This is a genomic window from Caulobacter sp. UNC358MFTsu5.1 (genome assembly GCF_000712075.1).
Lineage (GTDB): Bacteria > Pseudomonadota > Alphaproteobacteria > Caulobacterales > Caulobacteraceae > Caulobacter.
Map to the genome: position 1 here is coordinate 46754 of NZ_JONW01000010.1, position 23949 is coordinate 70702.

Below are 23949 nucleotides of genomic sequence, written 5' to 3' on the forward strand. Positions count from 1 at the left end.
GTGACCACCCTCCTGAACCGGCGTCTCGCCCTGGTCTGCGGCGTCGCGGCGCTATGCGTCGGCGGCGACGCCCGGGCCGCCACCCTGAAGGTCGGCAAGGGCGGGGCCTACGCCACCGTCCAGGCCGCCGTGAACGCCCTGCCGGCCGACGGCGGGACCCTGGAGCTGGCGCCCGGCGAGTATCGCGAGAAGCTGGAGATCTCGAAGCCGAACGTTCGCCTGGTCGGCAAGGGCAAGCGCCCGCAGGACGTGGTGCTGGTCTGGAGCGACGGGGCGATCACCGCCGGCGGCACCTTCAAGTCGGCCTCGGTCAACGTGTCGGGCGACGGCTTCCGGGCCCGCAACCTGACCATCCAGAACGACTATCACCTCAAGGACAGCCGCCCGTCCCAGGCCGTGGCCCTGGCCATCACCGCCGACCGCGCCGTGCTGGAAAAGGTCCGCCTGCTGGGCGCCCAGGACACCCTCTACGCCGCCAGCAAGAAGACCGCCCCCAGCCGCCAGTACTTCAAGGACTGCTACATCGAGGGCCATGTCGACTTCATCTTCGGCGACGCCAAGGCCTTCTTCGACCGCTGCCACATCCACGGCATCGCCCACGAGACCGTGATGATCACCGCCCAGAGCAAGGTCCGTCCCGACCAGGACAGCGCCTATGTCTTCGACCGCTGCCGGATCACCGCCGACCCTAAGGTGGGCGAGCTGTGGTTCGGCCGCGCCTGGCGGCCCTACGCCACGGTGATCTTCATGCGCACCCGGATCGACGCCGAGCTGGAGCCGGCGGGCTGGCGCGAGTGGACGCCGGGCAAGACCGACACGTTCAGCACCGCGACCTACCGCGAGTTCGCCTCGACGGGGCAGGGGGCCAGTCCCTCGACCCGCGCGCCGCAGAGCCGGCAGTTGACCGCCGACGAGGCCAAGGTCTGGTCTCGAGACGTCTTCCTGGCCGGCGCCGACGGGTGGCGTCCGTGAGCCTGGATCGCCGGAATTTCCTCGCCCTCGCGGGCGTCAGCGCCGCCGCCGGCCTGGCTCCGAGCGCCGCCTTGGCCGCGACCGACGACCTGTCGATCCCCGACGACGGCTGGAAGCTGTGGATCGACCAGGCCGCCGCCTGGAAGGACGACGACATCCACCTGCCGGGCCGCTTCGACCTGGCGACCCTGCCGGTCAATCCGCCGACCGGCGGCTGGGGCGCCCTGGCCTCGCCGGACGCGATCGCCGTGACCCTGCCGACCACGGTCGAGCAGCACGTCTGGGGCCAGTTCGGCACGCGGCCCTACGGCCCGGACGAATACCGCTACGCCGAGGACGACGACGTGCCGCGCTACGGCGCCTACAAGGGCGTGTCGTGGTGGAGTCGGACGATCGACATCCCGGCCGGCGCCAAGGGGCGGCGGGTGATGCTGAACATCCGCGGCGCGCGCCTGCGGGCCGAGGTGTTCCTGAACGAGCAGCTGGTCGGCTATTCGATCATGTCGGAGCTGCCGATCGCCTGCGACCTGACGCGGGCCATGCGGCCCGGCCAGCCCAACCGCCTGGCGATCCGCATCACCAATCCCGGCGGCCGGTTCGACTGGCGCGACAGCACCACCATGACCTGGGGCAAGGCCAAGCTGTTCGCCTCGCACGGCTTCGGCGGGCTGGACCGGGGCCTGACCCTGAGCGTCCATCCCCTGGCCGCGCGGATCGACGAGGCCTGGGTGCTGAACACCCCCGACCCGCGCCGCGTCACCGCCTTCATGGAGATCGCGCTGGAGAAGCCTCTGGCCGCGAGCGGGCTGGACCGCCTGAAGGCCAAGGCCTCGGCGGCCGTGGTCGACGACCAGGGCCGACCGGTCGCCGCCGAGGTCAGGCTGGAGGCTCTGGAGCGGCTGGACGACCGTCGCCTGCGGGCCCGGTTCGCGGTCCATGCGCCTGACGCCAAGCTGTGGGACCTGGACACGCCCGTCCTCCATCGCCTGCGACTGCGGTGGACGGAAGGGAAGGGCGCCGTCGACGCCCGCGAGGTCCGCTTCGGCTTCCGCTGGTTCGCGCCCGAGGGCCTGGGCAGCGACGCCCTGCTGCGCCTGAACGGCCGGCGGGTGCGGCTGTATTCGGCGATCTCGTGGGGCTATTGGGGCTTCAACGGCCTGTGGCCGACGCCCGAGCTGGCGCGCCGCGAGGTGACCTCGGCCAAGACCCTGGGCCTCAACACGCTCCACTTCCACCGCAACGTCGGCAAGCCCGAGGTCTTCACGGCGATGGACGAGATGGGCCTGCTGCGGGTGATGGAGCCCGGCGGCGGCCGCCACGCCATCGGCCGCGACCTCAAGCCGGGCGAGACCCTGTCGCCGGCCGACGCCTTCAGCCGCGACTTCCTGGTCGAGAAGTGCCGGGCCATGGCCCGGGCCTTCCGCTCGCACCCGTCGCTGGTCCAGTACACCCTGCAGAACGAGATCGGCGCCAACCTGGAGAACCCCGACGTCCAGGCGGTGCTGAAGGCGATCCACGACATCGATCCCAGCCGGACGGTCATCCTCAACGACGGCTTCGTGGCGCGCGGCGCGGCCCAGGCCATGTACCTGCCCTATGACAACCGCTACTGGCGCTCGGACAAGGACACGTGGGGCGGCTGGTGGGTGAACCACCAGGGCGCCGGCGACCAGTGGTACGACAAGTTCTACCAGGGCAAGGACGACTACATCCACCGCCAGACCGGCAAGCCGTTCATCGTCGAGTTCGGCGAGATGCAGGGCTGCGCCGTGGCCGACAACCACCCGGCCATGCTGGTCGAGATCCTGGCCAAGGGCGGCAAGAGCTACGACCTGGAGGACCACAGGGCCATCGTCGCGGCGACCAACAGCTATCTCGAGCGCTGGGGCTTCCAGAAGGCGTTCCCGACCAGCGAGGCCCTGTTCCTGTCGGTGGGCCGCAAGGCCTACGAGGCGTGGCGCGAGTACCTGGAGAACATCCGGATCGGCGAGACGGTCGATGTCGCGGCGATCTCGGGATGGGAGTCGACCGCGATCGAGAACCATTCGGGCATCGTCGACGTGCTGCGCGGCTTCAAGGCCGATCCGGCCCTGCTGAGCCAGAGCCTGCGGCCGGTGCTGGCCATCGCCAAGCCGAGGGCCCTGGCCTATGGGGTCGGCGACCGCGCCGAGCTGGACCTCTATCTGCTGAACGACACCGGTAAGCCCGCGTCGGGCGAGATGGTGCTGAGCCTGGTCGGGCCCGATGGCGTGGTCGAGGCCCTGGGCCGCTGGCCGGTCCCGGCCCAGACGGCCGACCGCTTCAGCTATCTGGTCGCCGAGAGCGTGAAGACGCCGGCCCTGACCCGGCCGGGCCTGAACCGCATCCGCATCGCCCTGGGGGAGGTCGTCTCCGACCGCGAGATCTGGGTGACGGCCCCGGCGGCCAAGCCCGCCAAGCCGATCCGCATCGGCGTCTCGGGCATCGCCAAGAGCCTGCGCGACCAGCTGGCGGGCGTCGCCGGCCTGCTGGTCGAGGAGTTCAAGCCGGGCGTCCGCTACGACGGGATCATCGCCTCGGGCCTGAAGAGCGACGAGATCGTCCGCCGGCAGGTGGGCGAGCAGACGGGTCTGGAGGCCCAGCCCAAGAAGGGCGACAAGCCCGTGGTGGTCCTGGGCGACCTGCCGGCCGAGGTGCTGGCGGCGGTCAAGGCCGGCGCGCCGCTGCTGGCCATGGTCCAGGAGGACGGCCTGGCCGAGGGCGTCGCCCGGCAGCTCTCGGGCCTGGGCCTGTTCGACCACGCCGGCGCGGTCGGCGGCCTGCGCGCCCCCTGGATGGGCAACTGGAACTATGTCCGCGCCCATCCCACCTTCGCTGGCCTGCCGGTCGACATGGGGATGAGCGTGCTGCACCAGGTCGAGGGCCAGCCCTCGAACGGCCTGTTGGTCGAAGGCGCGGGCGTGGAGGTGATCGCCGCCTACAGCCGCGACCACGACCGCAGGAACGGCGCGGCCAGTTTCATCGCCCGCAAGGACGGCATGCGGGTGCTGGTGCACCGGCTGCCCGACATGGCCGGTCCGTTGCAGCGGCGCTGGCTGGCCAACGCCGTCGACTGGCTGGCGCGCGGCGCTTGAGGGAGATTTAAGATGACCCACGCCCTGTCCCGTCGCGCCCTGCTGCTGGGCGGCGCCCTCGTGCTGCCGGCGTCCGGCGTCCTGGCGGCGGCGCCCCCGCCGCGGATGTTCGAGCGCCTGGGCTGGGCGGCCGGCACGCCCGGCGGCGACGGCGGGACGGTGATCCGGGTCACCACCCTGGCCGCCGACGGTCCTGGCTCGTTCCGCGCGGCGGTCGCCGCCAAGGGCCCGCGCACCGTGGTCTTCGATGTGGCCGGGGTGATCGACCTGGGCCGCAGGAACGTCCGGATCGTCGAGCCCTTCCTGACCATCGCCGGCGAAACCGCGCCGTCGCCGGGCGTGACCCTGATCAAGGGCGACCTGGCCATCGAGACCCACGACGTCATCGTCCGCCACCTCCGCGTGCGGGCCGGCCGCGACGGGGCGGCGGCGCGCAGCGGCTGGGAGGTGGACGGCATCACCTGTTGGAAGGCCCACGACGTGATCGTGGACCACTGCTCGATCAGCTGGGCCACCGACGAGAACCTGTCGGCCTCGGGCCCGCGCTTCACCGGCGGCGAGGACCCGAAGGGCTGGCGGGAGGGGACCTCGCACCGGATCACCTTCAGCAACAACATCGTCGCCGAGGGCCTGTCGAACGCCAGCCACGCCAAGGGCGAGCATTCCAAAGGCAGCCTGATCCACGACAACGCCACCCAGGTGCTGATCGTCGGCAACCTCTACGCCCACAACCGCGAGCGCAACCAGCTGTTCAAGGGCGGGGTCGAGGCGGTGTCGGCCAACAACCTGATCTACGACCCCGGCACGCGGGCCATGCACTACGCGCTCAATGCGGAGGAGTGGAAGGGCCACGCCTGGCGGAACGGGCGGCTGGCCCTGGTGGGCAACGTGGTCAAGGGCGGCGCCTCGACCGACCTTCGCCTGCCGTTCCTGATCGTCGAGGGGCAGGGCGACCTGGACCTCTACGCCCACGACAACCTGGCCGCCTACGCCGACGGCCGGCCGATGCCGGCCAACCGCGTGATCCCCGCCGAGCCGCTGGCGAAGATCCGGTCGCTGGACAAGCCGCCGGTATGGCCGGAGGGCTTTCAGGCCATCGACGCCCGCAAGGTCGAGGCCAAGGTCCTGGCCAATGCCGGCGCCCGACCGTGGGACCGCGACGCCGTCGACCGCCGCATCGTCGCGGAGGTGCGCGCGGGGACCGGCCGGGTGATCGACGACGAGAAGGACGTCGGAGGCTATCCGCCCTAGGTCGACCGCGACCCCAGGATCGCCAGCAGGCCGTCGATCGAATACGGCTTGCGCACCAGGGGGAAGCCCTGCGAGCCCTGCTCGGCGATGACGTGGCTGTAGCCGCTGGTCAGCACCACCTGCAGGTCGGGCCAGCGCTGCTGGATGTGCTGGGCCAGCTCGATCCCGCTCATGCCGGGCATGACCACGTCGGAGAACACCAGGTCGAAGGCGTCGCGGCTGTTGTTCAGCTGCTTGAGCGCGGCCTGGCCGTCGCCCACCCAGGTGACCGCCTGGCCCAGCTCCTTCAGCAGGCCGGCGGCGAACCGGCCGACGCCCTCGTTGTCCTCGACCAGCAGGATGCGGCGACGGGCGACCGTCGCCAGATCGACCAGGGCCGGATCGGGCGCGGGGCCGCTCAGGGCCCGGCCGTCCGCGCTGGGCAGGTAGAGGGTGAAGGTCGTGCCCACGTCCAGCCGGCTCTCGACGTCGATCTCGCCCCGCGACTGCTTGGCGAAGCCGTAGACCTGGCTGAGACCCAGGCCCGTGCCCTTGTCGACGGGCTTGGTGGTGAAGAACGGCTCGAAGATCTTCTTCAGCGTCTCGGGCGACATGCCCGTGCCGTCGTCGGCGATGTCGACCGCCACGAAGGCGCCGAGGGCCGGGGCGTGGCCGCGCACCGCGGGGACCCCGTCGACGGTCCGCGCGGCGATCCTGATCGTCCCGCCGCGCGGCATGGCGTCCCGGGCGTTGATGACCATGTTGAGGACCGCGGTGTCGAACTGGCTGGGGTCGGCCTCGACCACGTGCTCGGTCTCGGGCAGGTCGATCTCGATGGTCACCGACGAGCCGATCGTGCTGCCGATGATCCGGAGCAGACCCTGCAGGCGCGCGCAGACGTCGAAGACCTCGGGCTGCAGGGGCTGGCGGCGGGCGAAGGCCAGGAGCTGGCCGGTCAGGGTGGCGGCGCGCTCGGCGGTCTCGGCGATCGCCTCGACATAGCGGGCGCGCTTGTCCTCGGCCAGGCCGGGGCGGCGCAGGAAGTCGGCCGAGGCGCGGATCACCGTCAGCAGGTTGTTGAAGTCGTGGGCGACGCCGCCGGTCAGCCGGCCGATGGCTTCCATCTTCTGGGCCTGGACCAGGGCTTCGCGCGACTGCTCCAGCTCTTCCTCGGCCCGGCGGCGTTCGGTGATGTCGCGGGTCACCTTGGCGAAGCCTAGAAGCTGGCCGGACTCGTCGCGGATCGGGTCGATCACCACGCTGGCCCAGAACCGCTCGCCGTTCTTGCGCACGCGCTGGGCCTCGCCCGAGAACTTGCCCTCGCGAAGGGCCGTGGCCAGGGCCCTGGCCGGGGCGCCCGCCTCGCGGTCCTCGGGGGTGTAGAACAGCGAGAAGTGGCGACCGACGATCTCGTCGGCGGCGTAGCCCTTGATCGCCTGCGCGCCGGCGTTCCAGTTGGTGACCACGCCCTCCTGATCGAGCATGTAGATGGCGTAGTCGTGGACGCCCTGGACCAGGATCTGGAAGCGCCGTTCGCTGTCCCGCAGCGCCTGGTCGGCGGCGCGCCGGTCGGAGACGTCGCGGGTGATCTTGGCGTAGCCGATCAGCTCGCCGTCCTCGACGACCGGGTCGATCACCACGTGCGCCCAGAAGCCCGTGCCGTCCTTGCGCACCCGCCAGCCCTCGGCCTCGAAGCGGCCCTGCTCCGCGGCGGTCCGCAGGGCGCGTTCGGGCAGGCCCGCGGCGCGGTCCTCCTCGGTGTAGAAGGTCGAGAAATGCCGGCCGATGATCTCGTCGGCGGTGTAGCCCTTGAACAGCTGGGCGCCGGTGTTCCAGGTCGCGACGTGGCCCTCGGCGTCGAGCAGATAGATCGCGTAGTCCTTCACCGCCCCGAGCAGCAGCTGGAAGCGCTCGGCCTGGGCGAGGTCCGTCAGACGACGAGAGAGCATTAAATCAGACATACCTGGGGCGCTGTGCTGAGGTGGAACCCGACTGTTCCGACGAGGTTCCGCAAGGCGACGGTATCATCGAGGGGGCAGCATCGCGCGCTTGGCGGGCGCACGCAACCGGCGCGCGCGACCCGGCCAAATCGACGGTCGGACCCACGGCGCACTCGGGGGATGTCTGAGGCCGAGCTCAGGTGTTGAACGGATGTCGCGCGAGTTTTGGCCGCGCTACCACCTGAGCGAGCCTGCGCCGCTACGACGCCGCCGCACCGGGAGGCCGGAGCGCGGGTGATGGAGAACGCGCAACATGGATATCCGCAAAGCGGTGGTCGCTATGTTCGGGGCGGTGCTGATGGCCCTGCCTGGACTCTCATTCGCCCAGGAGGCCACGGTCTACAAGGGCATCATCACGTCGCATACCGACAACACCCTGGGGGTGAAGATCGGCACGGAACAGCAGACCCTCACCCTGACGCCGGACACCAAGATCACGGCCACCGCCGGCGCGGGCGTGCTGCAGCGTGAGAGCGGTTCGCCCGAGGACCTGATCCGCGGCCTGGCCATCGAGTTCAGGGGCATACCGACCGACACCGGCCTGGTCGCCCAATCGGTCACCTTCAAGAAGTCCGATCTGAAGACCGCCCGGCAGATCGCGGCCGGGATCAACCAGACCGAAGAGGGCGTCGCGGCCAACAAGCAGGCGATCGCCGAGCAGGAAGAACGGCTGAACAACATCGGCAACCTGGTGGCGGCGGGCCGCACCAAGGTGTTCTTCGCGGTCGGCAGCGCGACGCTCACCGACCAGGGCAAGCAGGACCTGCAGGACATCGCGGCCAAGGCCAAGACGATCAAGGCGGGCTACCGCCTGGCCGTGGTCGGCCGCGCCGATCCGACCGGCAACGCCGCCGCCAACAAGCGCCTCAGCGCCCGCCGCGCGGTCGCCGTGAAGGAGTACCTGATCGAGAGCGCGGGCGTCCTGCCGGTCTATTTCGTCCCGCCGGCCGCCCTGGGCGAGAGCACCGTCGCCCAGGACCCCGATCCGCCCAAGAACGACGGCGAAGCCCGTCGGGTGACCGTGACGATCCTGGTCAGCAAGGCCAGCGTGCCGGCCGGGAACTGATCGAGCCTCGAACCGATCAGGTCACCGCGATCCGAGCCGTCGCCGGCTTCAGGCCCTGCGCCTGGGCGGTGACGGCGAGGACGTTTCCGGACCCGCCCTTCCGGGTCTGGACGATCACCTGGGCCAGGCCGTTGTAGAGGCTGCGGCGGTCGCCCTGTTCCGGCTCGTGGCTATTGGCGTCGCCGTTGCCCAGGCCGATGATCCGCCCGCCCTCGATCGCGAACCGCACCGCGTGCTGCGCCGTCGGCACGGGCCGACCCTTGGCGTCGATGGCCTCGACCCGGATCGGCGCGGCGTCCCGGCCGTCGCCGGCCAGGCTCGCGCGGTCCGGCGTCAGGCGCAGGGCCACGGGCGCGCCGGTGGTCTCGACGACGGCGCGGGCCACGACCTTGCCGCCGGTCACCCCGATCGCCTCCAGCCGACCCGGCGCGTAGGGGACCTGCCAGGTCACGCCCTCGTAGAGGTCGTTGGCCTGCCTGGAGACCAGCTTGCCGTTCAGGCGCAGCTCCACCGTGTCGCAGTTGGTGAAGGCCATCACCTTGATCGGCTGACCCTCGCGCCCGGCCCAGTTCCAGTGCGGGACCAGGTGCAGCACCGGGCGGTCATGCACCCATTGCGACTGGTGGATGTAGAAGGCGGTCTTCTCGAAGCCGCACAGGTCCATGATCCCGAAGGACGAACTGGCCGTCGGCCAGGTGAAGGGCTGGGGCTCGCCGCGATAGTCGAAGCCCGTCCAGACGAAGGCGCCCGCCAGGAACGGCCGCTCGGCGATGGCCTTCCACGCCGCGCGGTGGGTGGCGCCCCAGGGGCGGAACTCGTCGTCATAGGCGGCCAGCAGGTTGCGCTTCATGTCGGTGGCCCACTCGCCGCGCGTCATGATCGCCGAGGTGTCCTCCGAGCTGGTCAGCGGCAGGGTGGGGTGGGCCGCGTGGAAGCGGTCGTAGTCCTTGATCTGATAGTTGAAGCCGACCACGTCGACGGCCTGGGTGACGTTGACCGGGTTGAACATGCCGCCGCTGATCGCCGCCGTGACCGGGCGCGTGTCGTCCAGGTCCTTGACGATCTTGGCCATGCGCCGGACCAGCTGGTAGCCGGCCTCGGTCCCCTGCAGCGGCTCCTCGTTGAACACCGACCACAGGATCACGCTGGGATGGTTGCGGTCGCGCCGCACCAGCCATGACAGCAGCCGGGCGTAGTCGGGGCTGGCGTTGAAGATCCGGTTCTCGTCCATCACGAGGAAGCCCATCCGGTCGGCGGCGTCGAGCAGGGCCTTGGTCGGGGCGTTGTGCGAGCTGCGGATGGCGTTGCAGCCCAGCGCCTTCAGCCGCCGCAGCCGGAACTCGATGATCGAGTCGGGCAGGGCCACGCCCAGGCCGGCGTGGTCCTGGTGGATGCAGACGCCCTGGATCTTCAGCGGCCTGTCGTTGAGGAAGAAGCCCTTGTCGGGATCGAAGCGCTGGGTGCGGAAGCCGGCGGGCGTGACCAGTTCGTCGGCGGGCTGGCCATCGACCAGCACCCGGGTGCGCACGCTGTAGAGCGCGGGATCGTCGACCGACCACAGGCGCGGCGCCGCCACCGCCAGCTCCGTCCGCAGGACGGCGGTGTCCAGCGGCGCGACCGATCCCGACGCCTGGGCGCGGGCGACCACGCGGCCTTCCGGATCGAGCAGGGCGACGTCGAGGGTCGCCGCCTTGGCCGTGTCGGCGATGCTGCCGACGGTGGCCTCGACGGGCACGATCCAGCGGCCGTCGTCGCGCTTGCGCGGGTGGGCGTAGACCCCGTCGGCGACCAGGTGGACGGGCGGGCGCTTGACCAGCCAGACGTGGCGATAGAGGCCGCCGCCCTCGTACCACCAGCCCTCGATCGGATCGGCGTCCACCCGCACGGCGATGACGTTGGGCGTGTCGCCGTAGTGGGCGATGGCGGTCAGGTCGACGGTGATGGCGCTGTAGGCGCTGTAGCTGTGGGCCACGACGTCGCCGTTGACCCAGACCGTGGCGTTCACCGCCACGCCCTCGAACACCAGCTCCAGGTGCTTGCCGCGGTCGGCCGGGTCCAGGGTCAAGGTCCGACGGTACCAGGCCACGCCCTTGGGGCGGTAGCCCTGGGCCGGGTTCTCGTCGGGATCGAAGGGCCCCTCGACGACGAAGTCGTGCGGCAGGTCCAGCGCGCGCCAGGCGCTGTCGTCGTACTTGATCGCCGCCGCCCCGCGCGCCGCCCCGGCCTTGGTGCTCTCATAGGTCGGGCTGTCGCCGCGCACCTTGGGGAAGGGGATGTCGCCGCGATGGAAGCGCCAGTCGGCGTCCAGCAGGATCGTCTCGCGGCCGCTGGGCCCGGCCGGGGCCGCGGCCGAGGTCGCATCGCCCGACGGCTCCTTGCCCCCGACGGGTTTCGATTGGGCCAGGGCGGGCGAGGCCATCGCCATCGCGCCGAGCGTCAGCAGGTCCCGTCGGCGCATTCCCGTCTCCCTGTCGTTGTCGCCCTATTTGTACGACAATAAGGGTGGACGAAAAGGGAGAAAAGCCGCGCCTTCAGCGCGCCGCCGCGACCAGGGCCCGGGCGGCCCCCTGCAGCAAGGCCAGGGCCTCTTCCGCCGACAGGATCGGTCCGCTGACGAAGGCTCCGTTGATCAGGACCGCCAGCTGCCCGGCCAGGGTCTCGGCGCGGGCGACGCCCAGCCGCTGGGCGATCCCCAGCAGGCGGTCGCGCAACTCGGTCTTGTGCGCCGTGGCCACCAGCCGGGCCGGGTGGTCGGCCTGGGGGAACTCGGCGGCGACGTTCAGCTGCGGGCAGCCGCGATAGCGGGGCCGGGCGACCCGCTCGGCGATCCACGCCATGTGGGCGTCCAGCTCGCCCGCCGGATCGGCGCGATGCTTGTCCGCGACCTCGCCCCAGACGCGCCAGAAGTCCTCGTCCTCGCGCTTGAGGAAGGCGGCGATCAGGTCGTCCTTGGTCCGGAAGTGGCGATAGAGGCTGGTCTTGGCCACGCCGGCCGCGGCGACCACCAGGTCGACCCCGACCGCCCGGACGCCTTCCCGGTAGAACAGGCCGGAGGCCGTATCGAGGATGCGCTCGCGCACGTCGACCGTGTCGGGCTTGCCCGCGTTCGTCTTGTCCATGGACGCCGCGCGTCCGGTTTCCTGCGTCATCACAACACCTCTTCGCCGGTCCATAGCACGGGGTGGGTTGACGCGCTACAGACCTGTATGTAGCTGTTGCGAACAGACAGGTCTGTAGCGAGGTTCACGATGTCGAGAGTCGAGGGTTCCAAGGGGCGCGTGGCCGTGTTCGGCGCCGCCGGCCACACGGGGCGGTTCGTGGTCGACGAACTGCTGCGGCGGGGTCTGGCGCCCGTGGCCGTGGGCCGCCGCGCCGAGGCGCTGGAGGCGGCCTTCCCAGGCGGGACGGTGGAGATCCACGCGGCGAGCGTGGATGATCCCGCCGCCCTGGACCGGGCCTTCGCGGGCGTGGCCGCGGTGATCAACTGCGCGGGGCCGTTCCTCGACACCGCCGAGCCGGTGGCGTCGGCGGCGCTGCGGGCGGGCGCGCACTATCTGGACGTCTCGGCCGAGCAGCCCAGCGCCCAGGCGGTGTTCGACCGGTTCGACGCGCCGTTCCGCGCCGCCGGCCTGGTCGCCCTGCCGGCCATGGCCTTTTACGGCGGGTTCGCCGACCTGCTGGTCACGGCGGCGCTGGGCGACTGGTCGCAGGCCGACACGGTCCGGATCGGCATCGGCATCGACCGCTGGTGGCCGACCGAGGGCACGCGGGTCACTGGCGCGCGCAACACCGCGCCACGCCAGGTGATCGCCGACGGCCGGCTGGCGCCGCTGGCCGATCCCGCGCCGCGCGCGGACTGGACCTTCCCCGAGCCCCTCGGGCGGCAGGCGATGGTCGCGGTCCCGTTCTCCGAGGTGGTGGTCGTCGCCCGGCACCTGAAGGTCGCCCGGCTGGACACCTTCCTCAGCGAGACAGCCCTGAAGGACGTGCGGGACTCATCGACGCCGCCGCCGGCCGCCGTCGATGACCGCGGGCTGTCGGCCCAGAGGTTCGCGGTCGAGGCGATCGTGTCGCGCGCCGGCGAGACGCGGCGGGCCACGGCGGTCGGCCGCGACATCTACGGCTTCACCGCGCCCCTGGTCTGCGAGGCGGTCGAGCGCCTGCTGGCGGGCGGCGTCGAGGCGGCCGGGGCCGTGGCGCCCGGCCAGGTCTTCGACGCCGCCGACTATCTGCGGGCGCTGCCGCTGGACGCGTTCGTCGCGGCCTGAGGCCTAGCCCTTCTCGGACTTGGGGCAGGTCAACGCGCCCGTCTCCGGGAACTGCAGGGACGAATGGTGCACGATGATCCGCACCACGTTCTTCCCGTCCTTCTTGAAGACCCAGGTCTTGTCGACCGTGATGAAGCAGCCCTTGTTGTCGGTGAACGTGACCTTGCCCATGGTGTTGGCGACGCTGCCGTTGATCTGCAGGCCGACGTCTTCGACCTTCACGTCGCGCCAGTGCTTGAGCGCGAAGCCGCTGTCCTTCGGGAAGTTGGGATCGTCGCCGACGAAATAGGCCAGGGCGCCTTCCTTGGTCAGACGGAAGGTCTGGGGTTCCTGGGTCAGGGTCGGCTTGAACAGCACCGGGCCCAGATCGTAGCCGTAGGCCGTGTCGATCACCGTGCGGGCCAGCGGCTTGGCCTTTTCGATGCCGCCGGTGTCGTAGGCGAGCGAGATGTCCACCAGGGCCTTGCCCCAGGCCTTCTCGGCCGCCGCCACCTCTTCCTTGGTGATGTCTTGGCTGGGCGCCGGCGCGGGCTTGCTGGGGGTGCAGGCCGTCGCGGTCAGGAGGGCGGCGGCGGCGAAGGCCGAAGCGGTCAGGACGCGGCGGGTCGGAAAGATCGTCATGTCTTACCTCTGTTGTGGCCCCTGTTGTGGGACGGCGGTCCGGCATGGGCTCGAGAGTCGTGACGTCTCGGTCCCCCAAGCTTGGGCGCTAGAGAACGCTCGAAATCGGTGATTCACAAGACTAAAGGGCGAGCAATCGCCAGTATATCCTCAAAGGTTGAATGGATCGCGCGTCGCCGTGGGCTGGATGAAGCGGGCCGGGCGGGCTAACACCTTCCGATGTCGCGAACCAAACAGACCTCTGAATTCGAGATCGTGGTCGGCGGAGAGCCCTATGTCTGGCGTCTCCATCGTCAGCCCGGCTGGTCCAGCGAGGCCGCCGAGCGGCACGGCATGGCCATCGTCGTGCGCCACCAGGAGGGCAAGCGCGAAGCCCTGGTCGAGTTCCCGCCCGGCCCCCAGCCGCGCTACGGCGCCCCGCTGCTGAAGCCGTCTCGGATCGCCCCGACCCTCATCGCCAACGCCATCGCCTCGGCCATCGCGGCGGGCTGGGACCCGCTGTCGCGCGGCAAGACGGTCGCCATCGTCGTGGACGAGACCGGCGCCTGACGGGCGCGGGCGCGGACGACGGCGCGATCCCGCCGGGGACGTCGATCTGGCTGGGATGGGGGAAATGGTGGATGCGACAGGGATTGAACCTGTGACCCCCTCGGTGTGAACGAGGTGCTCTCCCGCTGAGCTACGCATCCGCCGTGTGGGGAGGTCGGTGAAGACCCCGCCGCGAGAGGAGGGGGCCTATAGCCCGGCGTTTTCGGGGGCGCAAGGGGCCAAAAGCGCGATGCAGGCCGAAGAGACGTCGGAGAAGGCGTCTATCAACAGATCTCCGCCCAGGGTCTCGACCGGCGCCTCGGTGTAGCCGAACGTCACGAGCAGGGCGGGGACCTTGGCGGCCTTGGCGGCCAGGGCGTCGTTGATGCTGTCGCCGACCATCACGGCGCGGGTCGGATCGCCGCTGACCGCCGCGATCGTCGCCAGCACGTGGCGCGGGTCGGGCTTGGCGGCCGGGGCGCTGTCGGCGCCGACCACGGCGTCGAAATACTGGGTCAGGTCCAGGGCGTCGAGCAGGGCCACCGACAGGTGGGTCAGCTTGTTGGTGCAGACCGCCAGCTTGGCGCCGGCCGCGCGCAGGGCGACCAGGGTGTCGACCACGCCGGGGAAGGGCGTGCTCTCGTGGGCGATGCGGCCCAGATAGAGGGCGATGAAGCGCTCGACCAGCTTGGGGGCCTGATCTGCGTCGAGCGGCGCGCCGGCGGCGGCGAAGCCGCGCTCCAGCAGGGCCTTGGCCCCACGGCCGACCATCTTGCGCACGTCGTCGAACGGCAGGGGCGGCAGGCCCTCCTCGCCGAGGATGATGTTCAGCGAGGCCACCAGGTCCGGCGCGGTGTCGACCAGGGTGCCGTCGAGGTCGAAGGCGATGGTCGCGCCGTTCAGGAGGTCGGTCGTCAGAATGTCGTTCTGGGCATGCATGGCTCTGGCCTTTCGGCTAAACGCGCGGCTAATGCAACTTTGGTCCGTGCTTCGGGAGTCGCTTCGCCCATGACCAACCCCGCTTCTTCACCGGCGCGTCCCCGCGCCGCCGTCATCCTGGCCGCCGGCCAGGGCACGCGGATGAAGTCGCCCACGCCCAAGGTCCTGCACCGGATCGGCGGGCGGACCCTGCTGGACCACGCCATCGACACCGCCCAGGCCCTGAACTGCGAGCGCATCGTCGTGGTGGTCGGGGCCCACAGCCCGCAGGTCGGCGAGCACGCCAGGAAGCGCCTGGGCGAGGCCGCCACGGTCCTGCAGGACCCGCCGCAAGGCACCGGCCACGCCGTGCTGGCCGCCCGCGAGGCCCTGGCCGACTTCGACGGCGACGTGGTGGTGACCTTCGCCGACTGCCCCCTGCTGAGCGCCCCCGTCATCCAGCCCCTGTTCGATCTGCGCGCGAAGGGCGCGGACGTGGCGGTGCTGGGCTTCGAGGCCGCCCATCCCGGCGCCTACGGCCGGCTGATCCTGGCCCCCGGCCACGTGCTGCTGCGCATCGTCGAGGCCAAGGACGCCGACGACACCGTCAAGCAGGTCAAGCACTGCAATTCCGGCGTCCTGGCCGCCGACCGCGCCGTGCTGTTCGACCTGCTGGCCAATGTGGGCAACGACAACGCCAACAAGGAATACTACCTGACCGACGTGGTCGGCCTGGCGCATGACCGTTCGCTGTCGACCCGCGCCGCCTTCGCGCCGGAAGCCTCGGTGCAGGGGGTCAATTCCCAGGCCGAGCTGGCCGCCGCCGAGGCGGTCTGGCAGGCCGCCCGCCGCAACGCCTTCCTGGTCGAGGGCGTGACCATGCCCGCGCCGGAGACGGTCCATCTGTCGTGGGACACCAAGCTGGCGGCCGGCGTCACGGTGGAGCAGTTCGTGGTGTTCGGCCCCGGCGTCAGCGTCGCCTCGGGCGCGGTGATCAAGGCCTTCAGCCACCTGGAGGGCGCGGCCGTCGGCGAGGGGGCCCTGATCGGTCCCTACGCCCGCCTGCGTCCGGGGGCCGAGATCGGTCCGGACGCCCACATCGGCAACTTCGTCGAGGTCAAGAAGGTCAAGGTCGGGGCCGGCGCCAAGGCCAACCACCTGTCCTATCTGGGCGACGGCTCGATTGGCCCAAAAGCCAATATCGGGGCCGGCACGATCTTCTGTAACTACGACGGCTTCGACAAGTTCGAGACCCATGTCGGGGCCGGCGCCTTCATCGGCTCAAACAGCGCCCTGGTGGCGCCGGTGCGGGTGGGCGACGGGGCGATGACCGGCTCGGGCTCGGTCATCACCAAGGACGTCGAGGACGGGGCGCTGGCCCTGAGCCGCGCGCCGCAAAGCGACAAGACGGGCTGGGCGACCAAGTTCCGGGACATGAAGGCCGCCCAAAAAGCCAAGACGCAGGCGAAGAAGGACAGCAAATGAGCGCCGACGATCAGAAGCGGATTTCGGGCGAGGCCGCGGCCCAGCTGGTCGAACCCGGCATGGTGGTGGGCCTGGGCACCGGCTCGACGGCCGCCTGGTTCGTCAAGGCCCTGGCCGCGCGCAAGCTGGACATCCGGGGCGTGCCGACCTCCGAGGCCACCGCCAACCTGGCCCGCGACCTGGGCATCCCGCTGACGGCCCTGGACGACGTGAAGTCCATCGACCTGACCGTGGACGGCGCCGACGAGGTCGGGCCCGGCCTGTCGCTGATCAAGGGCGGCGGCGCGGCCCTGCTGCGCGAGAAGCTGGTCTGGGAGGCGTCCAAGCGCTGCGTGGTCATCGCCGACGCCGCCAAGAAGGTCGACCACCTGGGCAAGTTCCCGCTGCCGATCGAGGTCGTGCGCTTCGGCCACGTCCATACCGGCCACCGCCTGGCCGACATCGCCGCCGAGTTCGACCTCCTGCCGCCGCGCCTGCGCATGGCCGAACGGGGCGTGGTGGTCACCGACGGCGGCAACGTGATCTACGACCTGCCGTCCGGCGTGATCGCCGAACCGGCCGCCCTGGCCGCCGCCCTGAAGACCGTGACCGGCGTCGTCGACCACGGCCTGTTCCTGGACCTGGCCGACGAAGCGCTGCTGGGAACCGACCAGGGGGTGGTCAAGCTGGTCCCCTAGACCCATATCCGCCCTCTTTCGGGCTCATGGCCGAGCCGAGCCCGCCTCAAGTGATTCCGGAGCGCCGCGATGGCTGAGTACGACTTCGACCTCTTCGTCATCGGCGCCGGCTCCGGCGGCGTGCGCGCCGCGCGCCTGGCCGCCATGAGCGGCGCCAAGGTGGCCGTGGCCGAGGAATACCGGGTGGGCGGCACCTGCGTGATCCGCGGCTGCGTGCCCAAGAAGTTCATGGTCTACGCCAGCGAGGTGAAGGCCCAGCTGAAGACGGCCAAGGGCTACGGCTGGACGATCGGCGAGGCCAGCTTCGACTGGAAGGGCTTCCTGCACGACAAGGACGTCGAGATCGCCCGCCTGTCGGGCATCTACGTCACCAACCTGCAGAAGGCCGGGGCCCACCTGTTGCACGGCCGCGCCCAGATCGTCGACAAGCACACGGTCGAGGTCCTGCCCAAGCAGGGCAGCAAGGACGCCGGCCGCTACACCGCCCGCAAGATCCTGATCGCCACCGGCGGCCGGCCGTGGAAGCCGGACTTCCCGGGCGCGGAGCTGGGCATCACCTCGGACGAGGCCTTCCACCTGCCGGAACTGCCCAAGCGGGTGATGGTGGTGGGCGGCGGCTATATCGCCGTCGAGTTCGCCAGCATCTTCAACGGCCTGGGCGTGGAGACCACGCTCTGCTACCGCGGCGCCAACATCCTGCGCGGGTTCGACGACGACGTGCGCTCGCACCTGGCCGAGGAACTCGAGAAGCGCGGGATCAAGGTGGTGCTGGGCTGCTCGCACGAGAAGCTGGAGAAGACCGACGCCGGTCTGGTCAGCACCTTCAACAACGAGCTGACCTTCGAGACCGACCTGGTGATGTTCGCGACCGGCCGCGATCCCTATGTGGCGGGCCTGGGCCTGGAGAACGTCGGGGTCCAGCTCAACGAACGGGGCGCGATCGTCGTCGACGAACAGTCCCGCACGACCGCCGACAACATCTGGGCCGTGGGCGACGTCACCGATCGCATCAACCTGACGCCGGTGGCCATCCGCGAGGGCGCGGCCTTCGCCCAGACCGAATTCTACGACAACCCCACCAGCTTCGACCACGAGATGGTGGCCTCGGCGGTGTTCTCGCAACCGCCGGTCGGCGCCGTGGGCATGAGCGAGGCCGAGGCCCGCCAGGCCTTCGGCAAGGTCGACATCTACCGCGCCGTGTTCCGTCCGATGAAGGTCACCTTCTACGGCGGCCAGGACCGCTGCCTGATGAAGCTGGTGGTCAGGCAGGAAGACCAACGGGTCGTCGGGGTGCACGTGGTCGGGCCGGACTCGCCGGAGATCATCCAGATGGCCGCCATCGCCGTGAAGATGGGCGTGACCAAGCAGCAATGGGATTCCACCTGCGCGGTGCACCCGACCCTGGCCGAGGAACTGGTGACGATGCGCGAGAAGTACATGCCGTCCGAGATGGGGACCGTATGATCGCGATCCCCTCGCTCGCGTTGAACCGCCTTGGGGACGCTCCGTCGGACGGCTCGGACCGACGCACGCCCTGGCTGAGCGGTGTGGCGGTGTTCGTGGCGGTGATGACGCCGCTGCTGGCCTATATCGCGCCGCTGGGGTTCGCGCCGCTGCTGGCCCTGACCGGCCTGCTGGTCCTGCCGGGCCTTCGCCTGACCCGGGCCGCCGCGCCGCCGCTGCTGATCCTGGTGGCCATGGCCGTGTGGGCGGCGATCAGCCTGAGCTGGAGCCCGGCGGCGATCGATGTGTCGAAACTCAAGGGCTACGACGATCTCGAGACCCTGACGGCCATGAAGCTGTTCCTGCAGGTCGCGACCTACGGCGCGGCCGTGGTGGGACTGCGCGGCCTCTCGGACGCCGGCGCGCGGCGGGCGGCGACGGTGCTGGCCTACGGGGTGGTGGCGCTGTCCGTCGTGGCGGCGCTGGACTCGCTGAGCGGCGCGACGATCTACCAGAAACTGCACCTGGCGACCGGCGAGGCGATCCGGCCGGACCTGGCGATGGTCAAGGTCTCGCTGTCGACCTACATCCTGGCGCTGCTGTTCTGGCCGGCGGCGCTGATCCTGTCGCGCCTGTCGCGTCGCGGCCTGATCGGGCTGTTGGTGCTGGCGACCGTCGTCACCTCCAAGGTCTGCAGTTCGGACGCCTGCCTCGTGGCCCTGGCCGCGGGCGGGGCGATCTGGGCGATGGTCTACCTGGCCGGACGGAACGGGGCCAAGGTGCTGGTGGGACTGGTCGCGGCCCCCTTCGTGCTGGCCCCCCTGGCGGTGCTGATCGCGGTCGAGACGGGCTTCGTCGCCTGGCTGCACAGGATGGTGCCGGCCTCGTGGGACATGCGCCTGAACATCTGGACCTTCGCGGCCGACCACATCCAGAGCCACCCCTTCCGGGGCTGGGGGCTGGACGCGAGCCGGACCTTCGGGCCGGGCATCCCGTTGCACACCCACAACGCCCAGCTCCAGCTGTGGCTGGAACTGGGGGCGATCGGGGCGGCGCTGGCGGGCGTGTTCTTCTGCTGGCTGGCCTATGGCGTCGTGCGGCTCAGCGAGCGGTCGCGGGCCGAGGCCGCGATGGCCGCCGGCGCCCTGGTCAGCTACCTGGTGATCGGCGGCCTGAGCTTCGGGGTCTGGCAGGAGTGGTGGCTGGCCCTGGGCGCCTTGACGCTGATCGCCTGTCGCCTGGCCCGCGCGGTGCCCCGGTCCGAATGGACGGATTTGGATGAAATTGCCCAGCAAGGGTGATTTTCCATCCCGCATCGCAACGATTTTGCCTTTCAGCAGCGCCTAAGGTAAAAGCCGCTCCCTTTTGAGAAGTTCGAGACCGTTATGACCAGCCGCTGGACCCCGTCGTCGTGGAGAGGCATGCCCGCGAAACACGTCCCGACCGACTACCCCGACGCGGGTGCGGTCGAGCGCGTGGAGCAGACCCTTCGCCAGATGCCGCCGCTGGTCTTCGCCGGCGAGGCGCGCCGCCTGAAGACCCTGCTGGGCGACGTGGCCGAGGGCCGCGCCTTCCTGCTGCAGGGCGGCGACTGCGCCGAGAGCTTCAAGGAATTCCACGCGGACAACATCCGCGACACCTTCCGCCTGATCCTGCAGATGGCGGTGGTGCTGACCTTCGCCGGCGGCAAGCCGGTGGTGAAGGTGGGCCGCATCGCCGGCCAGTTCGCCAAGCCGCGCTCGGAGCCGATCGAGACGATCGGCGACGTCACCCTGCCGTCCTACCGGGGCGACAACATCAACGGCATGGAGTTCACGGCCCAGGATCGCGTGCCTGATCCGGATCGCCTGCTGCGCGCCTACGGCCAGTCGGCCGCGACCCTGAACCTGCTGCGCGCCTTCGCCAGCGGCGGTTACGCCGACCTCTACAACATCCACCGCTGGACCCTGGGCTTCGTGGGCGACAGCCCACAGGGCGCGCGCTACCGCGAGCTGTCGGAGAAGATCTCCGAGGCGCTGACCTTCATGTCGGCGGTCGGCGTCACGCCCGAGACCCAGCCGGACCTGCGCCGGGTGGAGTTCTTCACCAGCCACGAGGCCCTGCTGCTGGGCTTCGAGGAAGCCATGACCCGCGTCGATAGCACCTCGGGCGACTGGTACGACACCAGCGCCCACCTGCTGTGGATCGGCGAGCGCACCCGCCAGCTGGACGGCGCCCACATCGAGTTCATGCGCGGCGTGAAGAACCCGATCGGCCTGAAGTGCGGCCCCACGATGGAAGGCGACGACCTGCTGCGCCTGATCGACGTGCTGAACCCGAACAACGAGCCGGGGCGCCTGACCCTGTACGGCCGTTTCGGCTCGGACAAGATCGCCGACCGCCTGCCGCGCCTGATGAAGGCCACCAAGAGCGCCGGCCGTTCGGTGGTCTGGGCCACCGACCCGATGCACGGCAACACGCTGAAGGCCTCGACCGGCTACAAGACCCGGCCGTTCGACCGCATCCTCTCGGAGGTGAAGTCGTTCGTCGAGATCGCCAACGCCGAGGGCGTCCACCCGGGCGGCGTGCACCTGGAGATGACCGGCCAGAACGTCACCGAATGCCTGGGCGGCGCGCGGGCCGTGTCGGAAGGCGATCTCGCCGACCGCTACCACACCCACTGCGACCCGCGGCTGAACGGCGAGCAGGCCCTGGAGCTGGCGTTCCTGGTGGCCGAGAAGCTGAAGTCCGCCCGCGACGATCAGCGCCGCCTCGCCGCAGGATAACGACGGTTTCTGAAACGCTGGTGGAGACCTCGCCACGGGTATAGCCTCCTTCTCCTGGAAGGAGGCTGGTCCCGTGGACAGTCCCATCATTCGCCGGCGCGCCTTGGCCGGCCTGCTCGCCCTGACCGCGTCGCCGGTCCTGGCGCGTTCGCTTCCCGATCCTCCGCAGGCGGACAAGACCACGCCGCTGGGCTATGTACGTCGCCTGACGGTGCAGGTCCGGATCAACGACCTGGGTCCCTATCCCTTCCTGATCGACACCGGGGCCAACGCCTCGGTGATCTCCGGAGAGCTGGCGGCCATGCTGGGCCTGCCGGCCGGCGAGCCCGTCAATCTGCACGGCATAGCGGGGACCGAGCGCGTATCGACCGTGACCGCGGCTTCCATCGCCGTGGGGCGCCGGGTCCGCAAGGGGCTGACCCTTTCGGTGCTGCCGGGCCGCTTCATCCAGGCGCCGGGCATATTGGGGCTGGACTGGCTGGGCGCCCAGGGGCTGGTGCTGGACTTCGCCCGCGAGGAGATGCGGCTGGGTCCCGTCGCGCCGCGCACCGACGAATCGACGGTGTCGGTGCCGATCCGGGCCACGCGCAGCGGCCTGCACCTGATCGAGGCCTCGGTGTCCGGCGCCCTGACCCTGGCCTTCCTCGACACCGGCTCGACGACCACGGTCGGCAACATGGCCCTGATGCGCCAGGCGGTGCGCCGGCGGGCGGTCAGCAGCGAGTGGGCGGACATCGAGCTGCAGAGCCTGACCGGCCAGACCATGGCCGGCCGGCTGGCCGCCCTGAAGACCGTCAGCCTGGGCAAGGTCAATCTGCGCAACCTGCCGGTGGTGTTCGGCCCGGTGCATACGTTCGACTATTGGGGCCTCTCGGACCGGCCGGCGATCCTGATCGGAATCGACGTGCTCAACGCCTTCGACTCGGTGGCCCTGGATTTCATGCGCGGCCAGGTGCACTTCAGCCTGCCGTCGGCCTAGACGCGCCAACCGGCGTTCTTGGACGCCGCCATGTCTTGACCCGCCGCTCAGCGCTCTCCAATGGTTGTTTGAACGGAGTGCGTCGATGAGTTTGCCGGCCAGGTTGAAACGCGAGTTGAAGTTCCTGAAGGGACTCTCGCGCACGCTCAAACGCGTGAAATCCATCGCGCCGGAAAGCCCGAACCTGATCTGCGACGATCTGGAGGCGGCGGTCGACAAGTGGCGCGACAGCCAGGCCATCGTCTTCGAGGGCAAGTCGGTCACCTACGCCGAGCTGGACGCCATCGCCAACCGCTACGCCCACTGGGCCAAGGGGCAGGGCATCACGCGCGGCCAGACCGTGGCGCTGTTCATGCCCAACCGCCTGGAATACCTGGCGATCTGGTACGGGCTGTCGAAGGTCGGGGTGGCCACCGCCCTGATCAACAACCAGCTGACCGGCCCGGCCCTGGCCCACTGCCTGAACATCTCCCAGGCCCTGCACTGCATCGTCGATCCCGAGACCTCGCCCTGCTTCGAGCAGGTGAAGGCCTCGCTGGGCCGCCACGTCCAGCAATGGGTGCTGGGCCCGGCCACCGGCGACCAGCGCGACCTGGCCAACGCCCTGAAGAGCTGCAGCCAGCTGCGGCCCGACCGCCTGACCGCCCGCAACGGCCTGACCGCCAAGGACACCGCGCTCTACATCTTCACCAGCGGCACGACCGGCATGCCCAAGGCCGCGCGCATCACCCACATGCGGGCGCAGCTCTACATGCGGGGCTTCGCCGGCTCGACCGACGCGCGCGCCACCGACCGCATCTACATCACCCTGCCGCTGTACCACGCCACCGGCGGCCTCTGCGCCATGGGCGCGGCCCTGCTGAACGGCGGGGCGGTGGTGCTGCGCAAGAAGTTCTCGGCCACCGCCTTCTGGGACGACGTGGTCGCCAACAACTGCACGATGTTCGTCTATATCGGCGAGCTGTGCCGCTACCTGGCCAATCACCCCGAGACGCCCAACGAGCACGCCCACAAGATCCGGCTGATCTTCGGCAACGGCCTGCGCCCGGACGTCTGGGACGTGATGCTGGACCGCTTCAAGGTCGGCGGCGTGCTGGAGTTCTACGGCGCGACCGAGGGCAACGTCTCGCTGTTCAACTTCGACGGCCGGCGCGGCGCCATCGGCCGCATCCCGGGCTATCTGCGCAAGAAGTTCAACATCCGCATCGTCAAGTTCGACGTCGAGACCGAGACCCCGGTGCGCGGCCCCAACGGCTGCTGCATCGAGGCCGCGCCGGGCGAGATCGGCGAGTGCATCGGCCACATCGCCAGCGACGCCCGCAGCAACTTCACCGGCTACGCCGACAAGGCCGCCACCGAGAAGAAAATCCTGCACGACGTCTTCGACAAGGGCGACGCCTGGTTCCGCACCGGCGACCTGATGCGCAGCGACAGCGACGGCTACCTCTATTTCGTCGACCGCATCGGCGACACCTTCCGCTGGAAGGGCGAGAACGTCGCCACCAGCGAGGTGTCCGAGCGCCTGTCGGCCGTGGCCGGCGTCAAGGAGGTCAACGTCTACGGCGTGCCGGTGGGCGACCTGGACGGCAAGGCGGGCATGGCGGCCCTGGTCGTGGGCCCCGAGTTCGAGATCGCGGCCCTGGCCGAATATGTCGACCGCGAGCTGCCCGTCTACGCCCGGCCGATCTTCGTGCGCCTGCAGCCCGAGATCGAGACGACCGGCACCTTCAAGTACCGCAAGATCGACCTGGTCAAGGACGGCTTCGACCCGGCCAACACCAAGGATCCGCTGTACTTCCGCGATCCCAGCAAGGGCTACATCAAGCTGACCAAGGCGGTGCACGCCAAGATCCTGGCCGGCGGCTACAAGCTGTAGGCCACCCC

18 protein-coding genes and 1 tRNA gene are annotated in these 23949 nt (G+C 70.2%); 13 read left to right on the forward strand and 6 right to left on the reverse strand.

Annotated features, from left to right (window positions below; genetic code table 11):
- Genes BR39_RS0119560 through BR39_RS0119570 form a run of 3 tightly spaced genes read left to right on the forward strand, consistent with a single transcriptional unit; the run spans position 1 to position 5336 of the window.
- Entirely contained in the window at positions 1-972 is a 972-nt protein-coding gene (locus BR39_RS0119560) for a pectinesterase family protein (protein WP_231499520.1), read from the forward strand.
- Entirely contained in the window at positions 969-4085 is a 3117-nt protein-coding gene (locus tag BR39_RS0119565; RefSeq protein WP_051695933.1) for a sugar-binding domain-containing protein, read from the forward strand. Before BR39_RS0119560 ends, BR39_RS0119565 begins: the two co-directional genes overlap by 4 nt.
- Before the next feature lie 12 nt (positions 4086-4097).
- Entirely contained in the window at positions 4098-5336 is a 1239-nt protein-coding gene (locus BR39_RS0119570; protein WP_051695935.1) for a polysaccharide lyase family 1 protein, read from the forward strand.
- Here the strand turns inward: BR39_RS0119570 and BR39_RS0119575 are convergent.
- On the reverse strand, positions 5333-7264 hold the full coding sequence (locus BR39_RS0119575) for a PAS domain-containing sensor histidine kinase (RefSeq protein WP_051695937.1): 1932 nt from the start codon (positions 7262-7264) through the stop codon (positions 5333-5335). The genes BR39_RS0119570 and BR39_RS0119575 overlap by 4 nt on opposite strands.
- Before the next feature lie 304 nt (positions 7265-7568).
- Here BR39_RS0119575 and BR39_RS25905 point away from each other — a divergent pair, with 304 nt between their 5' ends.
- On the forward strand, positions 7569-8381 hold the full coding sequence (locus tag BR39_RS25905; RefSeq protein WP_081916923.1) for an OmpA family protein: 813 nt from the start codon (positions 7569-7571) through the stop codon (positions 8379-8381).
- Between the two features lie 16 nt (positions 8382-8397).
- Here BR39_RS25905 and galA read toward each other — a convergent pair whose 3' ends face one another.
- Both galA and BR39_RS0119590 read right to left on the reverse strand, forming a co-directional pair.
- On the reverse strand, positions 8398-10839 hold the full coding sequence (gene galA / locus BR39_RS0119585) for a beta-galactosidase GalA (protein ID WP_051695940.1): 2442 nt from the start codon (positions 10837-10839) through the stop codon (positions 8398-8400).
- Between the two features lie 73 nt (positions 10840-10912).
- Positions 10913-11500, reverse strand: coding sequence for a TetR/AcrR family transcriptional regulator (locus BR39_RS0119590; RefSeq protein WP_029915338.1), 588 nt, complete (start codon positions 11498-11500; stop codon positions 10913-10915).
- A 129-nt stretch (positions 11501-11629) separates the two neighbouring features.
- Here BR39_RS0119590 and BR39_RS0119595 point away from each other — a divergent pair, with 129 nt between their 5' ends.
- Positions 11630-12649 (forward strand): trans-acting enoyl reductase family protein, encoded by a 1020-nt coding sequence (locus tag BR39_RS0119595; RefSeq protein ID WP_029915340.1) that lies wholly within the window; start codon positions 11630-11632, stop codon positions 12647-12649.
- A 3-nt stretch (positions 12650-12652) separates the two neighbouring features.
- On the opposite strand, the gene BR39_RS0119600 is transcribed toward BR39_RS0119595, so the two are convergent.
- Positions 12653-13270 (reverse strand): hypothetical protein, encoded by a 618-nt coding sequence (locus tag BR39_RS0119600; RefSeq protein ID WP_029915342.1) that lies wholly within the window; start codon positions 13268-13270, stop codon positions 12653-12655.
- Between the two features lie 219 nt (positions 13271-13489).
- Here BR39_RS0119600 and BR39_RS0119605 point away from each other — a divergent pair, with 219 nt between their 5' ends.
- Positions 13490-13819, forward strand: coding sequence for a hypothetical protein (locus BR39_RS0119605; protein WP_029915344.1), 330 nt, complete (start codon positions 13490-13492; stop codon positions 13817-13819).
- A 65-nt stretch (positions 13820-13884) separates the two neighbouring features.
- On the opposite strand, the gene BR39_RS0119610 is transcribed toward BR39_RS0119605, so the two are convergent.
- Positions 13885-13959 (reverse strand) — tRNA-Val (locus tag BR39_RS0119610).
- A gap of 46 nt (positions 13960-14005) precedes the next feature.
- On the reverse strand, positions 14006-14719 hold the full coding sequence (gene gph, locus BR39_RS0119615; RefSeq protein WP_035018794.1) for a phosphoglycolate phosphatase: 714 nt from the start codon (positions 14717-14719) through the stop codon (positions 14006-14008).
- 87 nt (positions 14720-14806) lie between these two features.
- Here gph and glmU point away from each other — a divergent pair, with 87 nt between their 5' ends.
- The 7 genes from glmU to BR39_RS0119650 all read left to right on the forward strand — a co-directional run bounded on the left by glmU (position 14807) and on the right by BR39_RS0119650 (position 23941).
- The gene (gene glmU / locus BR39_RS0119620) at positions 14807-16201 is read left to right on the forward strand and encodes a bifunctional UDP-N-acetylglucosamine diphosphorylase/glucosamine-1-phosphate N-acetyltransferase GlmU (protein ID WP_029915347.1); all 1395 of its coding nucleotides are present in this window, start codon (positions 14807-14809) and stop codon (positions 16199-16201) included.
- Positions 16198-16878 carry a ribose-5-phosphate isomerase RpiA gene (gene rpiA, locus BR39_RS0119625; protein ID WP_029915349.1) on the forward strand — a complete coding sequence of 227 codons (681 nt, stop codon included), beginning with the start codon at positions 16198-16200 and terminating at the stop codon, positions 16876-16878. The genes glmU and rpiA overlap by 4 nt, the downstream gene beginning before the upstream one ends.
- 69 nt (positions 16879-16947) lie before the next feature.
- On the forward strand, positions 16948-18342 hold the full coding sequence (gene gor / locus BR39_RS0119630; protein ID WP_029915350.1) for a glutathione-disulfide reductase: 1395 nt from the start codon (positions 16948-16950) through the stop codon (positions 18340-18342).
- Complete coding sequence (locus BR39_RS0119635; RefSeq protein WP_029915353.1) at positions 18339-19622, forward strand: O-antigen ligase; 1284 nt, start codon at positions 18339-18341, stop codon at positions 19620-19622. Before gor ends, BR39_RS0119635 begins: the two co-directional genes overlap by 4 nt.
- Before the next feature lie 84 nt (positions 19623-19706).
- Positions 19707-21086 (forward strand): class II 3-deoxy-7-phosphoheptulonate synthase, encoded by a 1380-nt coding sequence (locus tag BR39_RS0119640; RefSeq protein ID WP_029915355.1) that lies wholly within the window; start codon positions 19707-19709, stop codon positions 21084-21086.
- Between the two features lie 73 nt (positions 21087-21159).
- The gene (locus tag BR39_RS0119645) at positions 21160-22065 is read left to right on the forward strand and encodes an aspartyl protease family protein (protein ID WP_029915357.1); all 906 of its coding nucleotides are present in this window, start codon (positions 21160-21162) and stop codon (positions 22063-22065) included.
- 85 nt (positions 22066-22150) lie between these two features.
- On the forward strand, positions 22151-23941 hold the full coding sequence (locus BR39_RS0119650) for a long-chain-acyl-CoA synthetase (RefSeq protein ID WP_029915359.1): 1791 nt from the start codon (positions 22151-22153) through the stop codon (positions 23939-23941).
- Positions 23942-23949 lie beyond the last annotated feature (8 nt).

What these genes read in the sequence shown, in the direction of transcription:
- BR39_RS0119570 (WP_051695935.1), top strand. Translation starts at nt 4,098, where the DNA reads ATGACCCACGCCCTGTCCCGTCGCGCCCTGCTGCTGGGCGGCGCCCTC.
- BR39_RS0119575 (WP_051695937.1), bottom strand. Translation starts at nt 7,264, where the DNA reads ATGCTCTCTCGTCGTCTGACGGACCTCGCCCAGGCCGAGCGCTTCCAG.
- BR39_RS25905 (WP_081916923.1), top strand. Translation starts at nt 7,569, where the DNA reads ATGGATATCCGCAAAGCGGTGGTCGCTATGTTCGGGGCGGTGCTGATG.
- galA (WP_051695940.1), bottom strand. Translation starts at nt 10,839, where the DNA reads ATGCGCCGACGGGACCTGCTGACGCTCGGCGCGATGGCGATGGCCTCG.
- BR39_RS0119590 (WP_029915338.1), bottom strand. Translation starts at nt 11,500, where the DNA reads ATGGACAAGACGAACGCGGGCAAGCCCGACACGGTCGACGTGCGCGAG.
- BR39_RS0119595 (WP_029915340.1), top strand. Translation starts at nt 11,630, where the DNA reads ATGTCGAGAGTCGAGGGTTCCAAGGGGCGCGTGGCCGTGTTCGGCGCC.
- BR39_RS0119600 (WP_029915342.1), bottom strand. Translation starts at nt 13,270, where the DNA reads ATGACGATCTTTCCGACCCGCCGCGTCCTGACCGCTTCGGCCTTCGCC.
- BR39_RS0119605 (WP_029915344.1), top strand. Translation starts at nt 13,490, where the DNA reads ATGTCGCGAACCAAACAGACCTCTGAATTCGAGATCGTGGTCGGCGGA.
- glmU (WP_029915347.1), top strand. Translation starts at nt 14,807, where the DNA reads ATGACCAACCCCGCTTCTTCACCGGCGCGTCCCCGCGCCGCCGTCATC.
- rpiA (WP_029915349.1), top strand. Translation starts at nt 16,198, where the DNA reads ATGAGCGCCGACGATCAGAAGCGGATTTCGGGCGAGGCCGCGGCCCAG.
- gor (WP_029915350.1), top strand. Translation starts at nt 16,948, where the DNA reads ATGGCTGAGTACGACTTCGACCTCTTCGTCATCGGCGCCGGCTCCGGC.
- BR39_RS0119635 (WP_029915353.1), top strand. Translation starts at nt 18,339, where the DNA reads ATGATCGCGATCCCCTCGCTCGCGTTGAACCGCCTTGGGGACGCTCCG.
- BR39_RS0119640 (WP_029915355.1), top strand. Translation starts at nt 19,707, where the DNA reads ATGACCAGCCGCTGGACCCCGTCGTCGTGGAGAGGCATGCCCGCGAAA.
- BR39_RS0119650 (WP_029915359.1), top strand. Translation starts at nt 22,151, where the DNA reads ATGAGTTTGCCGGCCAGGTTGAAACGCGAGTTGAAGTTCCTGAAGGGA.